The sequence below is a fragment of the Chlorogloeopsis fritschii PCC 6912 genome (assembly GCF_000317285.1).
GTDB lineage: Bacteria > Cyanobacteriota > Cyanobacteriia > Cyanobacteriales > Nostocaceae > Chlorogloeopsis > Chlorogloeopsis fritschii.
This window is the reverse complement of record NZ_AJLN01000051.1, coordinates 136,909-152,118: the sequence shown is the minus strand read 5'-3', so window position 1 is coordinate 152,118 and position 15,210 is coordinate 136,909. Positions and strand designations below refer to the sequence as shown.

Annotated in this window: 11 protein-coding genes and 1 tRNA gene; 6 read left to right on the top strand and 6 right to left on the bottom strand. The window is 42.6% G+C overall.

Annotated features, from left to right (window positions below; translation table 11 throughout):
• Positions 1-100: 100 nt before the first annotated feature.
• Positions 101-173, bottom strand: a tRNA-Val gene (locus UYC_RS0108205).
• Positions 174-262: 89 nt separating this feature from the next.
• Between UYC_RS0108205 and UYC_RS0108200 the strand changes: the two genes are divergently transcribed.
• Together UYC_RS0108200 and mazG are read left to right on the top strand one after the other, a co-directional pair.
• Positions 263-868: a metal-binding protein gene (locus UYC_RS0108200; protein ID WP_016877302.1), complete on the top strand. Its 606-nt coding sequence runs from the start codon at positions 263-265 to the stop codon at positions 866-868.
• 44 nt (positions 869-912) lie between these two features.
• Positions 913-1,740 carry a nucleoside triphosphate pyrophosphohydrolase gene (mazG, locus tag UYC_RS0108195; protein WP_016877303.1) on the top strand — a complete coding sequence of 276 codons (828 nt, stop codon included), beginning with the start codon at positions 913-915 and terminating at the stop codon, positions 1,738-1,740.
• On the opposite strand, the gene UYC_RS0108190 is transcribed toward mazG, so the two are convergent.
• Entirely contained in the window at positions 1,741-2,649 is a 909-nt protein-coding gene (locus tag UYC_RS0108190; RefSeq protein ID WP_016877304.1) for a metallophosphoesterase family protein, read from the bottom strand.
• Between the two features lie 126 nt (positions 2,650-2,775).
• Between UYC_RS0108190 and UYC_RS0108185 the strand changes: the two genes are divergently transcribed.
• Entirely contained in the window at positions 2,776-3,678 is a 903-nt protein-coding gene (locus tag UYC_RS0108185; RefSeq protein WP_016877305.1) for a hypothetical protein, read from the top strand.
• Between the two features lie 91 nt (positions 3,679-3,769).
• Positions 3,770-4,237, top strand: a complete 468-nt coding sequence (locus UYC_RS0108180; RefSeq protein WP_016877306.1) for a GNAT family N-acetyltransferase — start codon at positions 3,770-3,772, stop codon at positions 4,235-4,237.
• Positions 4,238-4,320: 83 nt separating this feature from the next.
• On the opposite strand, the gene UYC_RS0108175 is transcribed toward UYC_RS0108180, so the two are convergent.
• The gene (locus tag UYC_RS0108175; protein ID WP_026087775.1) at positions 4,321-4,995 is read right to left on the bottom strand and encodes an N-acetylmannosamine-6-phosphate 2-epimerase; all 675 of its coding nucleotides are present in this window, start codon (positions 4,993-4,995) and stop codon (positions 4,321-4,323) included.
• Positions 4,996-5,175: 180 nt separating this feature from the next.
• Positions 5,176-7,428 (bottom strand): GAF domain-containing sensor histidine kinase, encoded by a 2,253-nt coding sequence (locus UYC_RS0108170; protein WP_016877308.1) that lies wholly within the window; start codon positions 7,426-7,428, stop codon positions 5,176-5,178.
• An 84-nt stretch (positions 7,429-7,512) separates the two neighbouring features.
• Between UYC_RS0108170 and cobN the strand changes: the two genes are divergently transcribed.
• Together cobN and UYC_RS0108160 are read left to right on the top strand one after the other, a co-directional pair.
• Positions 7,513-11,382, top strand: coding sequence for a cobaltochelatase subunit CobN (cobN, locus tag UYC_RS0108165; RefSeq protein WP_016877309.1), 3,870 nt, complete (start codon positions 7,513-7,515; stop codon positions 11,380-11,382).
• Between the two features lie 10 nt (positions 11,383-11,392).
• Entirely contained in the window at positions 11,393-12,607 is a 1,215-nt protein-coding gene (locus UYC_RS0108160) for a peptidoglycan-binding domain-containing protein (protein WP_016877310.1), read from the top strand.
• Between the two features lie 129 nt (positions 12,608-12,736).
• Here the strand turns inward: UYC_RS0108160 and UYC_RS0108155 are convergent, their stop codons facing one another.
• Positions 12,737-13,192, bottom strand: a complete 456-nt coding sequence (locus UYC_RS0108155; RefSeq protein ID WP_016877311.1) for a Fur family transcriptional regulator — start codon at positions 13,190-13,192, stop codon at positions 12,737-12,739.
• A 345-nt stretch (positions 13,193-13,537) separates the two neighbouring features.
• Positions 13,538-14,788 (bottom strand): RNA polymerase sigma factor SigC, encoded by a 1,251-nt coding sequence (gene sigC / locus UYC_RS0108150; RefSeq protein WP_016877312.1) that lies wholly within the window; start codon positions 14,786-14,788, stop codon positions 13,538-13,540.
• Between the last annotated feature and the right edge of the window lie 422 nt (positions 14,789-15,210).

Here is a 15,210-nt window from a genome sequence, read left to right as displayed (position 1 = left end):
GCCGAATCGCGGTATTCATCCGGATGTAGAGGCGCGATATATCGCGCCTCTACTTAACTGTCCAACTATTTAGTTAAGTTGGATATTACTTTTAGGGCTATGGGCAGTACAGGACTCGAACCTGTGACATCCTGCTTGTAAGGCAGGCGCTCTACCAACTGAGCTAACCGCCCGTCACACACAAGAATTAAATATAGCAAAAAATTTCGTGTCGCGCTAGTATTTTTGGGAAATATTTTTGAAAATTTTTTAGAAAGTCTCAATGCCCTCTGGTCAAACGCACGATCGCATTACTCTGTGGGCTTTGCCGTTTGTTGCTGGTTTCACTTTTGTTCAGACTCAGAGCGGCAACCTGACTTTGTTGGTGGCTGGTGGATTTATGTTTGGTGGGTTAATGTTTGGCCCTGACTTAGATATATATTCTCGCCAGTACCAACGCTGGGGTTTATTGCGTTGGATTTGGATTCCTTATCAAAAAAGTCTGCGCCATCGGTCGTTCTTATCTCACGGACCAATTATTGGTACAACTTTAAGAGTGCTTTATTTAGGCATTATTGCTGTAACTTTGGCAATTTTAAGTGTGGTAGTTGCCGAGAAATTAGGTCATAGAGCGTGGAGTTGGCAGATTTTAAGTGAAAATGTAGGGCGATCGCTTATAAGTTACAGCACCGAGTCTCTGGCGCTGTTTTTGGGATTGGAGCTTGGTGCAATGAGCCATTCCTTGAGCGATTGGGCTAGTTCGGCATACAAGCGTTTCCATTCATCCGGTATTCGCGGTTTGCTACCGCGTGCGAAAATGAAGAAACGTAAAGCGAAAGCTCGCAGTCGTCAGTCTGGCTCGAAAACCAGTAAAAGCCGGACAAAGTAATAGTGATAGCTTCTTAATCAAAAAGTTTTTATTAGTTATTAATTATGGAATTTCATCAAAACCAGAATCATGCTGAAACTCTGGCGGCGTTACAAGAATTAATTGATGTGGTGGCAAAGTTGCGATCGCCCGAAGGAGGTTGTCCGTGGGATTTGGCGCAAACTCCCCAAACGCTGACGCCTTACGTGATTGAAGAAGCCTATGAAGTCGTAGATGCAATCAAAAGTGGAGACAAAGAAGCGATCGCAGAAGAATTGGGGGATTTGCTATTACAAGTTGTTCTGCAAGCACAAATTGCTAAGGAGTACGAGCAATTTACTCTTAAGGAAGTAGCTCAAGGTATTGCTCAAAAATTGATTCGCCGCCATCCGCACGTATTTGGCGAAGTTTCGGTACAAAGTGTGGAAGAAGTACGGCAAAACTGGGAACAAATTAAAGCGGCAGAAAAAGGAGAACCGTCTCCAGAGAGTCAAAAACTCAGTGCGAAGTTGAGTAACTATGCCCGTAAACTTCCCCCTTTGATGGCAACAATGAAAATTTCCCAGAAAGCGGCTGCGGTAGGATTTGAATGGGAAAATATCGACGGGGTGTGGGATAAGTTTCACGAGGAGTTACAGGAGTTTCAGCACGCCCTAGCCCACGAAACACCAGCACAACAACAAGCTGAATTAGGTGACTTGCTGTTTTCTGTTCTCCAGCTTGCCCGTTGGTATAACCTCGATCCCAGCGAAGCATTACAAGGAACAAATCAACGCTTTATTCAAAGGTTACAAAAAATGGAGGCTTTTGCCGATCGCCCCCTTTCCGATTACACTCTCCAAGAGTTAGAAGCCTTATGGCAGCAAGCTAAAGCCCAACTGAAGAAAGGATAATTATGCTGTTTGCAGTGGAATAATGCCTCGATCAAAAACACGGCGATCGGTACCAATACCGCTAATCTCGATTCTATCTGGATATACTTCATAGGCTGCAAAACTTAACCTCTCAGCAGAATACTCCGTCCATTCATTTTTTCCGACAGGGCGAGTACCTGCACCACCACCACAAATTAAATAAGTCGTACCATTAATAGAACGGGTGCGTTCATAATGATGTTCGTGACCATTTATATAAAGTTGAACGCCATATTTTTGAAACAAGGGAGTAAAATTTTTAATAAACTGTGGATTACTGCCATAAGCACCCGATGCATAAATTGGATGATGACCAAAGACAATTTTCCAAGGGGCATTACTGCGGCTTAATTCTTTTTCTAGCCAAATCAACTGATTTTTCCAATCAGCATTACCATTAGTATCCAAAGCAAAAAATTGTACTTTGTCTTGGCGAAAAGTGTAATAACGTCCCTTCATATTAAAGCCGACATATTTTAACTGTAAATCGCCATTGGCAGTACGAATATCGTGATTGCCTAAAACAGCTTGAAACTTTACACCTCGTTTGAGCAAAGAAGCATAAGGACGCTCAAAAACTGCACCAATTTTCTCAATTTCGCCATTATTGTAGATATTATCGCCAGCTAAGACAACTAATTTGTAGGGATTTTTGCTGTGATAATTAGTCATTGCCCTAGCGACAGCATACTGCCCTCCTGCACCAGTGCCTGTATCTGCAACAGAAACAAAGCGTAGTAACAAGTCTTTTTTAGCTGGAGCGGCGGCTACTGCTGTTTCTAGTTCATCAGTATTGTTACTAGCATAACGGCTGATAACACCTAAAAATCCTATACCAAAAGCACTGAGGCTACTTAAAAATAAAAATTGACGGCGTTTTAGCTTCATAATTGTATCCAAATCAATATTTTGATAAGTTTAGCCGAAGCAATGAAGTGATACATTAAGGCAGGGGAGGCTGAAGCAGGAATTTAATATGTATGTTTTTGATTAGCTGCTCTGGGTGAAAGTTCCATGTCACAAGACAATCAAAATCCACAACCATCTTCTTCCCCAGAACCGGAGGAAAATCGACTTCGGCAAAGACAATACCAAAAAGCTCAACCTTTTTGGAAGGCTAAAACTATCCAAATTCTCAGAGGTGCGATCGCTCTTTTAGAAACAACGGTTGAAAAGTTGGAGACAGAACCTCCTGGTGGTACTGAGGAAACCTCCAGTTTTTTGCAGCCGCTTCAATCTGGGTGGAGTGGATTATTAGCCAAAATCCGCTCTTTGTTACCAACAAATTTGTCTGCTAATTTATCCGACACTGTTTTGACGGGAGTTATTGCTGTTACTACCGTAATTTTAATTTGGACAACTTCAAATATTTTTACAAGTAAGCCAACAGAAGTAGCAACAATTCCGCCTACTTCCCCTACTCAAGAAACTCCTCTTGCTGAAGAAGAACCTTCACCAACCATAACGACTTCACCAGAGTCATTAACAACACCAACGCCATCAGCAGAAGAAGAAGCCGCGCCGCCAACAGAAGAAATTACTCCTCCCTCAACACCAGAGCCAGAACCCGAAGTAACCCCCACGCCGACACCAACACCGACACCGACATTAGTATTAACGCCAGAACAAACTTTGATTGCGGCAATTGAAAATCAAGTGGCACAAGTAAGCGATCGCATTGCCTCCGGACTCATACAATCAATTCAAGCCAACTTTCTCACTAGTACTCTCACTATGAAAATTAGTGATGATTGGTACACTCTCAAAGAATCTCAACAAAACAAACTAGCCGCTGAGATTTTACAACGTTCTCAAGAATTGGACTTCACTCATCTAGAAATTACCGACTCTCAAAACAGGCTGGTGGCGCGTAGCCCGGTGGTTGGTAATGAAATGGTAATTTTTAAACGAAGATAATTAATAGCAAATGTTCTATTAACTCTGAATGTAGGGCTTTTGACTGCAACTTTGCCCTCAAAAACTACAGTTAGTTTTAGTTACAGTGCAAATGCTTTTAATTCGTCCTACTATCTCATCTGATGTTCCTGGCATACTGAAGCTAATAGCAGAAATTTACGCTGAATATGGCTGTGTTCTGGATGCTGAAAAAGAAGATACTCATCTGCTTAATCCAGGAGATTATTTTCGTGCTAACGGTGGAGAATTCTGGGTGATTGAAGAGAAAGGAAATATTTTGGCAACGGGAGCTGTTCTGCTTCACCCTGATGATGCTGAGTTGAAAAGCTTATATGTACATCCCTCGTTACGCCGACAAGGTTGGGGAAGACGATTGGTAGAAATAGCGATCGCTCATGCCCGCGGTGCAGAGAAACTCCGTCTCATCCTCTGGAGCGACACTCGTTTTACTGCTGCTCATCAACTTTACAAGCACCTTGGCTTTCAACGAATTGGAATGCGAGAACTGCATGATTCTAATTGCTCTGTAGAGTTTGGATTTGAGATGTTGCTGTTGTAATTCATCAGCTACCTTGTACTCCTGTGCATGACTCTGCGTTTAAAAATAAACTCAACCATTTGGGATGCTCCCATACCCAAGACTCAGTATTTAAGATTGTATAGATAATCTCTCACCAAATAATCGATCCCCGTTATCGCAGTGCCAACAACTACAGCGTATGCTCCTAAATCAATTGCCCTACGCGCCATTTGAGGAGAAGAAATACCGCCTTCACAAATTACGGGAACTTGTAGCTTTTCCACCATCTGAGTTAAAAGTTCCCAAGCGGGGGGAGAAAGATGCTTGGTTGCAGCAGTGTAGCCACAAAGAGTAGTTCCTACCATATCTGCACCAGCGTCTACAGCTAATTTTGCCGCTTCGATTGTATCTACATCTGCCATGACTGGTTTGGCTAATTTCTCATGAATCTGGGCAATAGTAACTGCTAAATTTTCACTACCAGGGCGTTTTCTAGTCGTCGCGTCTATGGCGATAATATCCGCTCCCGCTTCTGCAACAGCAGCGGCATGGTGAAATTGAGGAGTAATGTATATATCATATCCAGCTATGACTTGCTTCCATAGTCCAATGATTGGCACTTGAACACGTTGACGTACAGCATATATATGCGCAGGCGTATCAATACGCACTCCAACAGCACCGTTATTGACAGCAGCTTGTGCCATTGCTGCAATTACGAATGGATTGTGGAGCGGTGAATCTACAGGGGCTTGACAGGAAACAATTAGTCCGCCCTGTAAGCTTTCAATAGGCATAGAGGGAAAGAAGGGAGAAGAGTGAGGGAGTGAGGGAGTGATACCAAGTTGCGTTCAAACATATTAGTTTTGGCAGGCAGGGGGGCAGGGGAGCAAGGGAGCAGGGGGAGAAATACTACCTATGATTGCAACTTAGTATGACAAACTACCAACTACTAACCAATGACTAGTGACTAATGACTAACTCAAAACTGGCTCTGGTTGGATTGGTATCCATACAGTAAAAATTGAGCCAATGCCAACAGTAGATTCTACTTCAATTCGACCTCTATGTAGTTCTACAAGTTGTTTTGTTAATGCCAAGCCAAGCCCTGTACCTTCGTAAAGACGGCGGTAGGGTGGATCGAGTTGGTGAAATTTCTCAAACAACAGTGGTAATTTTTCTTCAGGAATACCAATGCCAGTATCTTCCACTTGAAACACGGCGGTATCGTCTTCCATCCATAGCCGTAAAGTGACATTTCCACCTTCAGGTGTAAATTTGATCGCATTGCTCAAAAGGTTCCACAATATTTGCTCTACTCGCCTGGCATCTGCAATAAAGCGATCGCGTTGTCGATCCAGGGGTAAATCCAGTCTAAGATTAACTTGCTGACTTGTGGCTTTTGCTAAAAGCGATGCTATTGTAGCCTCTGCTATGTCCACTAAAGAAAATTCTGTAATATTTAAGACTGCCTTTCCTGCTTCAATTTGGGATAACTCCAAAATATCATTAATCATTTCTAATAAATGCTCTCCACTATCATGGATTGTTTGCAGATAATCCCGTTGCCGCTCGTTCAATTCTCCAAACGACCAGCGTAGTAAAGTGGAAGACATACCAATCACATAAGTCAAAGGTGTGAGTAATTCATGGCTGATGGTAGCAAGAAATTCACTTCTGAGGCGGCTGGCGGCTTCAGCAGCAACTAAGGCATCGTGCAGCGCTACTGTACGCTCAATGACTCGTTGCTCTAACGTTTGTTTTTCCTGAGTGAGCGATCGCGTTAACTCAGACTGGTGAATAGCGATCGCCAATTGTTCGGCAATAGAAGTTAGCAAACTTTTTTCACTCTCACTCCATGAGTGTGGGGCATTACACTGATGAGCAATCAAAAGTCCCCAAAGTTTGTCCTCGAATACAATCGGAGCTACAAATTTTGCCCGAACTTGTATATTCCTTAAAAAACTCAACAGACACTCTTCTAAGGCATAAGTTTTTTCAACATCATCCACAGCTAAAGTAAAGCCTTGCTGATACTTCTTCCAGCATGAAGAATTAAGCGTAAAGCAATTGTCTTCTTTACTCATCAATACTGAAGGAATAGCATCACTAGCACGGGATTCGTAAATAACACAGCCTGAGTGCGAAAATAAGCTAGAAAAAGATGAAAATTCTAAAATTTTGTTAACTTCACCAAAATTGGGAGTTGGGGAGGAAGACTCCATACTAGGTATTGGTGATTGGTTACTGGGAAAAGCCTCTTTCTGTATTCTGGGTAAGGTGTGATTGATTGTATTTGGTATACCCAAAACAGGGCTACTTTGTGAACTACCTTGAAGCGCTGGGGGATTAAAAAACTCAGAAGGATTGAAAAGCTTAACTCCTTTTAAATAAGGTAGTTTACAGATTACCAATCGATCTAACTCCAAAAAATTCCGTACTTGCTCAATTGCTGTTACCAAAATCACAGATATGTCTAAACTTTGCCGGATTTGAGTTGTTACCTGGTTTAACAGCCGCTCTTGAGCAAGTTGTTTTTGCAGGGCATCTTCCACTGGCTGACAAATAGAAACAGAACAGAAGGTAGGAGGATTTATAAGTTCTGAATTTGGCTGCGGCAAAAAATAATTTAACAACAATAGCGTAAACTGACTTTGGAGCCTACCATCATTCGGAGCGAGAATTTGACGATAGCGTTCAATATTGTGGTATGTCTGAGAGTCGCACTCAAACAAATCCCTCAATTTCACAACAAAAGAGGCGATCGCCTCAGTATCAAATGTTAATTTTACATTTAACAAAGACTCAGAGAGAGGTTGCCATCCAGGGATTTCCATTGATGCTGTCAAATCCGCAGGTTCTTGATGTTGTAAGTGTGCTCTGGGCAGATTTCCTCCTACTTCTTTGAAGTTCACAGCCTCCTTTGGAAGAGCAACGCTTTTGGAGGAAGCCTCTGCTGTGACTTCTTTGTGCCTCTTACCTTCTGCCTTTCCCTGCTCTTCCTCCTGTGGAGAACCCACCATCAACACACTAAACCCTTTAGAAATGACAATCGCAAATCTTTGTTTCTGCCACTCCTGTGTGATATGAATTCTGGCAAGTACAGCTTCCGTCAATACCAAAGCTCCATTTTCCACTGCTTGAGCCATCTGTTCTAACAATTCGCCAAGCTGATTAAATACATCCAAAGGCAAGGTTCGAGAAAAGCTCAAATCAGGAGAATTAAGCATATTCAAGGTATGAGGGGCTGTACCCAGTTAATTAAAATTTTTCAATGTGTTCTAATCTACAGTTTAAGACGGTAATACAGCATTATGCATCGTATTAGTGCCATATCGGGAGGATGGAGTCCTCAATCGGAAGGCGTTAAATATTTAGAACAAACTCCTGCTCCCATTGTATTTCTTACGGCTGCTGATACCGATATTCAAACTTTGGCAGCGGCAGTTCCTAAGTTGCCTACTAATTTCCCTGCATTAAGAGTTGCAAACCTATTGAGCTTGCAGCATCAAATAGATATAGATACCTATGCCGAGCAAGTTTTGGAGCTTGCCCAAGTAATTATTTTGCGCCTATTAGGAGGACGTTCCTACTGGGCTTATGGTTTAGAAGTGGTACGAGAAATTGTCCTACGTCATGGTACAACCCTAATTGTAATACCAGGGGATGATGCTTTAGATCCCGATTTAGTATCTCACTCTACTCTGCCTTTGACTACTGTTAACAAAATATGGCGCTATTTCATTGAAGGTGGCGTAGAAAATATTGTTAACGCTCTCAAATTTATTGCCGATACTTGCCAACTTAGTTCATTTAATCCACCACCTCCACAGACAGTTCCTCGTGTCGGGTTGTATGAATGGCAGGGAAAAGACGCAAAGACAGAACAATTCTCCGTGTTCTCTTCTTCCAGTTCCCCCTGCCCTCAAATTGGCATCCTCTTCTACCGTGCCCATTATCTCGCGGCAAATACTAAAGTTATTGATGCTTTGTGTGCAGCGTTGGCAAAGCGGAATTTAGAACCAGTGCCAGTTTTTGTTTCTTCTTTGCGAGAAGCCGATGTTCAAGATGAGTTAAGCGAGTTTTTTCAACCCAAAGACTCTGAACAAATAGCTCTGCTGCTGAATACAACCAGTTTTTCGCTGGCACGCCTAGAAACAGAAACACCCCAAATTGCCCTATGGCAAAAATTGGATGTACCTATATTACAGGCGATTCTCAGCAGTGGTTCGGTACAGCAGTGGCAGTTTCAATTTCAAGGGCTTTCACCCCGCGATATCGCCATGAATGTGGCATTGCCAGAAGTCGATGGACGTATTATTAGCCGAGCTATATCTTTTAAGGCAGTGCAAAATCGCCATCCTCACCTAGAAACCGATGTGGTTGTTTATGAACCTGTGCGCGATCGCATTGAATTTGTCGCTGAACTGGCAGCCAACTGGGTGCGCCTGCGTTCTAAGCCGCCCCAACAACGGCGCGTTGCTTTGATTTTGGCAAATTACCCCACGCGTGATGGACGTCTGGCTAATGGTGTAGGACTTGATACACCAGCAAGTTGTGTAGAAATCCTTAAGTCTTTGCAGTTGGCAGGGTATCAGGTGGAAAATATACCTGAAACGAGTGATGAATTAATACACTATCTCACTACGGGCGTGACAAACGATCCAGAAGGTAAGGAATTACGTCAAGTGCGACAAAGTTTTTCTTGGCAAGAGTATCAGGAGTATTTTGCTTCTTTACCGGAAGTTGTGCAGCAGAGTATCTGTGAGCGGTGGGGAAGTGTTTTTGAAACGAACCACAAAGGCACAAAGGACGCAAAGGAAGAAACAAAGAAAGAAAATAGTTCTAATCTCTCCCACTCTTTCCCCATTCCCGGTATTCAACTTGGTAATATCTTTGTGGGGATTCAGCCGGCGCGTGGCTATGATGTCGATCCCAGTTTGAATTATCATGCACCGGATTTGGAACCAACTCACGCTTATTTAGCTTTTTATTATTGGGTGAGGGAATGTTTTGGTGCGGATGCGGTGGTTCATGTGGGGAAGCATGGCAATTTGGAATGGTTACCAGGTAAAAGTGTGGCGCTATCTGGTGATTGTTATCCAGAAGTTGCTTTGGGAGCGCTTCCCCATTTATACCCGTTTATTGTTAACGATCCTGGTGAGGGTTCACAAGCTAAACGTCGCGCTCAAGCTGTAATTGTGGATCACCTGACGCCACCACTAACGCGAGCAGAACTATACGGTGGTTTGCAACAGTTGGAAAATTTAATTGATGAGTATTATGAAGCAGAAAGTTTAAATCCGGAACGCTTGCCTGCAATTTGCGATCGCATCCGCGAACTAGTTATTAAAGAAAATCTTCATCTCGATTTAAAATTGGCTAATAGTCAAGAACAATTAACAATTAGCAATCAACCATTAGCCATTAACAACATTGACGGTTATCTTTGTGAGTTGAAAGAAGCTCAAATCCGTGATGGTTTGCACATTTTTGGGCAATGTCCAACCGGAAGACAACTGCGTGATTTAATTGTGGCGATCGCTCGTCATCCCAATCGCCATCAAATCGGATTCACCCGTGCTCTAGCTCAAGATTTAGGCTTAGATTTCGATCCCCTCACAGCAGATTTCAGCACAGAATTATCAGCAATTAGCCAGCAAGTTTTACTCGCAAAATATCAATGCCCCTGTCGCACCGTCGGTGACGCAGTTGAAGTTTTAGAAGCACACGCTGCTGAACTCGTAGAAAATATATTATCTCCCACTTCAGGGCGCTCCCAAGGCACTGCCCCTACCCCCCCCCTCTCTTCCGCCCTCAACTGGATACGCTCTCGCCTAATACCTTCGCTACAAAAAACAAACCAAGAAATCACTCACTTATTGCGCGGGCTGGATGGTAAATATGTTCCCAGTGCTCCTGCTGGCGCACCGACGCGGGGACGCCCGGAAGTCTTACCTACAGGTAATAATTTTTATTCAGTAGATATTCGTGCTATACCGACAGAAACGGCTTGGGATGTTGGCAGAAAAGCTGCTGAAACTCTAATTGAGGTTTATACACAAGAGCATGGTGAGTATCCAAAAACACTGGCTTTATCGGTGTGGGGAACTGCTACAATGCGGACTGGAGGTGATGACATTGCTGAAGCACTAGCTTTAATAGGTGTACAGCCTGTTTGGGATGGTGCCGCACGACGAGTAGTAGATTTTGAAATTTTGCCACTTTCAGTGTTAGGACGTCCCCGCGTAGATGTTACTTTGCGAATTTCTGGTTTTTTCCGGGATGCTTTTCCAAATTTAATTGACTTATTTAATCAAGCAGTGGCAGCAGTAGCAGCATTAGATGAACCGCCAGAACAAAATCCCCTAGCAGCCCAAATTCAAAAAGAAACAGAATTTTGGACAACACAGGGTTTGAGTCAACAAGAAGCCCAAGCGCGATCACACTACCGTGTCTTTGGTTCTAAACCAGGTGCCTACGGTGCCGGGCTACAAGGCTTAATTGAATCGCAAAATTGGACAGATGAGGAGGATTTAGCACGTGCTTATATTAACTGGAGTTGCTATGCTTACACCTCAACAAGAGGAGGAGAAGGAATATCATCTCCAGAAGCGTTTGAGAAGCGATTGCAGCAAATGCAAATAGTACTGCACAATCAAGACAATCGCGAACATGATTTACTCGATTCTGATGATTATTACCAATTTCAAGGAGGTTTAACCGTAGCGATACGTTCTGTACAAAAGAAAAATCCCCAAACCTATTTTGGTGATCGTTCTATTCCTGCCAAACCGCGAGTTCGTCAATTAAAAGAAGAAATCGCTAGGGTATATCGTTCTCGTGTTGTCAATCCCAAATGGATAGCTGGTGTTATGCGTCACGGTTACAAAGGTGCATTTGAAATGGCGGCAACAGTAGATTATCTATTTGCCTACGATGCTACAGCCAAATGTGTAGAAGACTATATGTATGAAGGAATAGCCCAGGCTTATTTATTTGACCCTATTGTCAGTGAATTCATTCAGAGTAAAAATCCTTACGCTCTGCGTGATATTGCCGAAAGACTGCTGGAAGCATTCAAACGTGGTTTCTGGCAGGATGTCAGTATACAAACCTTGGAAAATTTGAGAAACTTAATTCATCAAGCTGAAGCAGTTATCGAACAAAAATCCGTGGTGTAGGAAACATCATATGGACAATCTTGCATATTTGTACGTAGCTTCTGCCTACGAAGAACCCTTGTCGAATGAATTGATTGATTTCAATTCTTTGTTAAAGGGCACACCAGCACCTGATTGGAGACGTCTTTCTGGTAAGGCTTGGAAGTATATGCTGCCCTTGCTCGTTACCCTGTCTACTCTCAGTGCTGTCACCAGTGTTTTAGCATTAGAAAGAGGAGATCAAGGCCCTTCTGTCCGTTCTTTGCAACAACGACTAAAAAATGCAGGCTTTTATCAAGCTCCGATTACACAAGTCTATGACTTCGATACCGAAGCTGCTGTCCGTAGTTTCCAGAAGGCAGTCGGTTTGCAAGTAAATGGTATTGCTGGCTCAACAACTTTACAAAAATTAGAGAACTGGCAAAAAAGTACGGTTAAAGCCCAAAGCAAAAAAACCAATACTGCGAGTACTCAAATTCAAAAAGTCAATAATGCCACTACCCAAAGTAAAAAAACCAGCACTGTAAAAACCCAAAGCCAAGTTGCTAGAACTGTAAGCAACCAAACTCAAAGAGTTAATGCTCTGAATGCTTCTACTCACAATAAGCGCCGTAGTCCCAATTTATTACAAAAAGGCGACGAAGGTGAACAAGTCAGAATTTTACAAGAACGTTTGCGAGTTGCGGGTTTTTATTTTGGTCAATCCACTGGTATATTTGGGCCGATTACAGAAGAAGCTGTCAAAAGATTCCAAATAGCTTACAAATTAGATGTTGATGGTGTTGCAGGGCCAAATACTCTCCGCAAATTACCACCATTGGGTGTTGGTGGTACACAAGAAGTTGCCAAACCAGTTAAACAAAGAGATAACCTCAGCCAAGGCGATCGCGGTGAGCCAGTTAGGGTTCTTCAAGAACAGTTAATCCAAGCTGGTTATTTACAAGGAGAGCCAAATGGCTACTATGGCCCTTATACTGCAGATGCAGTCCGACGTTTTCAAGCCGATAACTTCCTAGCAGTAAGTGGTATTGCCGGGCCAACTACTAGAGCCAAATTACACAATGCCGTCAAAACTGCTGCTAAAAGCGAGTTTGAAGTTTTGGAAATACAAAGACGACTGCGCGATCGCGGTTTTTATAAAGGTGCTCTCAATGGCGTGATGGGAGATGAAACCAAGCGAGCCATTAAACTAGCTCAAGAATTTTATGGTATCAGCTTAAGTGATGTTAGAAGCGGACGCTTCTAACACCTGCACTCTGTGTTGGTAACACTGCTTAACAGCTTGCCTACCTCCATTCGCCGTTAGTTTTAGACTGCTCAAAAACTTACCTGTATAATCAATATCAGCACTTGCCCCAGTAATCTTACTTAAGTGTTACACAGGCATCAAAGACCTTTGGCACTTTGGACAAATTGCGTGAATTGATAATTGGCAATCAAGCAGGTGATAACCCTCTTTTTGAGCAGTTTTCGCACCAATTTTTAAAATGGAGTCATTTTTGAACTCGATAGTTGTGTTGCACCTGATACAAATCAGGTGATGGTGATGATGGGGGTAAGGCTGGTTTAATTCATAATGTTTATGACCTTCTCCCAACTCTAGTTCCCGCAAAATTCCCATCCGTGCCATCAACTTCAAAGTTCGATAAATAGTTGACAGACTGATTCCTTCTCCTTTGGTTTCTAGTCGATGGTACAAATCCTCTGCACTGAGATGTTCTCCTTGCGGAAGATCCTGGAAAATGTGTAGAATTGTCTCTCGCTGGGGAGTTAAACGCCAGCCTCGTTCGTTTAATTCTGCCTTAAGTGAAGTAGCGCTGTAAACCGTCATACAAATTTTTCTCAACAAACCCTGTCAGCTGAGAATATAGCAAAACTTTAGACCAATTTGCAACAAAGAATGCTTATTGCAAACATTTACTAAATATGATGGTAGAAGCGATTGAATATTGATTAACAACAGATTAAGATACGATCCCCGTACTCAAAATATCTTGAGAGATACTAACTTTTAGTTTTGCTTGACTCAGATGTCAATTATTTGCTACAAACTGATGAGAAACTTTGGGAACAAAGATTTAGTAAAGCAATCAATTAATGATTTGTCCATAGTCAACAGTAGATAAATGAGAGTTTGTTCACTGTTGACTATTGACAATTGAGCATTGACCATTTGTCAACTCAAAGATTCCAAGTAGTCGCGAATCAGGTTACGGCGCTTGGGTTGGCGTAACTTCTGTAGTGCTTTAGATTCAATTTGACGAACTCTTTCCCTTGATAAGTCAAGAGCACGTCCAATTTCGGCTAGCGAGTAAGGATGTCCATCTGCCAAGCCAAACCGCATCAAAATTACATCCCGTTCACGACTGGTTAAATCTGCCAAAAGGTGCTGCAAGTCTTTTTGTAAAGATTCTCGCATTAACATATCTTCTGGCGTTACACCATCAGTTTCGAGCAATTCGCCCAATTCTGTATCCTTATCCTTACCAACTTTGGTTTCTAAAGAAACAGAGCGGGGAACTCTTAACAAAACTTCTCGCACTTGGGCAGGTGTCATTTCTAATTCTTGTGCCAAGTCCTCTAGAGTTGGAGTGCGACCTTTTTCTTGAGCAATTTTACGTTGAGCTTTTTTAATTTTGTTTAACTTTTCTGTAATGTGAACTGGAAGACGGATTGTGCGGCTAGAAGTAGCGATCGCCCGCGTGATACCTTGACGAATCCACCAATAAGCGTAAGTGCTGAAGCGATATCCCTTCGTTGGATCAAATTTTTCGACAGCTCGCTCCAAGCCCAAAGTGCCTTCTTGGACTAAATCTAATAATTCCAAACCGCGATTTTGATACTTCTTAGCAACTGATACCACTAGGCGGAGATTGGCTTTAATCATGTGCTCTTTAGACTGAAGTCCATCACTTTGAATTTTCTCCAGTTCTTCCACAGTCAACTTAGCCACTTCAGCCCAGCGACGTTTTCCCTGCCCTAAAGTTTGCTTGAGCTCGAACACGTCCACACCAGCAGCACGAGCCCACCGTTCTATAGAAGGACGATGTCCTAGTTCCGATGCTAAACGCTCCTGAATTTCAATGATCCGCAGATACGGTGCAACTATTTCATCTCCTTGCTTGGCGGCATTAGACAAAACTATCCGCAATCGCAAATAGCGCTGAACTTTTTGAGCTTCTGAAACTTCTTCATCTCGTCCTAACAGTCTAACCCGACCAATTTCCTGAAGATATAGACGTACCAAGTCTGTGCTGCGACGGTTAACGCTGGGAGCGAAACTAGCCGGATCGGTAGAAACCATCTCCAACTCTTCCAGATCGTCTAGCGGCAGTTCACTCTCATCAATTGTGATATCTGGGTCAAACATCTGGGGTGACTGTTGGGTTTCGTAGGCGGCGTCTGCGTAAAAAGATGTTGCTGGCATAAGGATCGTCTCAATGGCTCCAGGTAACAATAGATTGCGGTTAGCTAATCAACTGTTGCTATTGTTCCCGTGATTTACGAAGAACTAACATTGTTTTGAGTGACCTTGAGGTTTTTTTTCAAAAAACCAAATAGGTGTTATTTATTACGTACATGAAAAGTGTCTGCTATTGCTTTCGTCCGCATTGAAGTAAAGCGATTCAAAGCCTTAAGTAGACTTAAAAGTATTAATTCTTTAGTTAATGTTGAAGCCTTGATTTCTCATGTTTGTTAACTTTGTGCCCTCGTATAAATACATATCAGTAAGACACTTGTTTCTCACAAGCATAGTCATATCTACATAGTTATGTGAGTAATTTCCTGAAGGTTTGAACAATTTTTCGTCAGGGATTCTTGGGAATTGTTAGTAGTTATTGGTTAGTA

What these genes read in the sequence shown, in the direction of transcription:
- UYC_RS0108185 (WP_016877305.1), top strand. Translation starts at nt 2,776, where the DNA reads ATGTCACAAGACAATCAAAATCCACAACCATCTTCTTCCCCAGAACCG.
- cobN (WP_016877309.1), top strand. Translation starts at nt 7,513, where the DNA reads ATGCATCGTATTAGTGCCATATCGGGAGGATGGAGTCCTCAATCGGAA.
- UYC_RS0108155 (WP_016877311.1), bottom strand. Translation starts at nt 13,192, where the DNA reads ATGACGGTTTACAGCGCTACTTCACTTAAGGCAGAATTAAACGAACGA.
- UYC_RS0108200 (WP_016877302.1), top strand. Translation starts at nt 263, where the DNA reads ATGCCCTCTGGTCAAACGCACGATCGCATTACTCTGTGGGCTTTGCCG.
- UYC_RS0108175 (WP_026087775.1), bottom strand. Translation starts at nt 4,995, where the DNA reads ATGCCTATTGAAAGCTTACAGGGCGGACTAATTGTTTCCTGTCAAGCC.
- UYC_RS0108170 (WP_016877308.1), bottom strand. Translation starts at nt 7,428, where the DNA reads ATGCTTAATTCTCCTGATTTGAGCTTTTCTCGAACCTTGCCTTTGGAT.
- UYC_RS0108190 (WP_016877304.1), bottom strand. Translation starts at nt 2,649, where the DNA reads ATGAAGCTAAAACGCCGTCAATTTTTATTTTTAAGTAGCCTCAGTGCT.
- UYC_RS0108180 (WP_016877306.1), top strand. Translation starts at nt 3,770, where the DNA reads ATGCTTTTAATTCGTCCTACTATCTCATCTGATGTTCCTGGCATACTG.
- UYC_RS0108160 (WP_016877310.1), top strand. Translation starts at nt 11,393, where the DNA reads ATGGACAATCTTGCATATTTGTACGTAGCTTCTGCCTACGAAGAACCC.
- mazG (WP_016877303.1), top strand. Translation starts at nt 913, where the DNA reads ATGGAATTTCATCAAAACCAGAATCATGCTGAAACTCTGGCGGCGTTA.
- sigC (WP_016877312.1), bottom strand. Translation starts at nt 14,788, where the DNA reads ATGCCAGCAACATCTTTTTACGCAGACGCCGCCTACGAAACCCAACAG.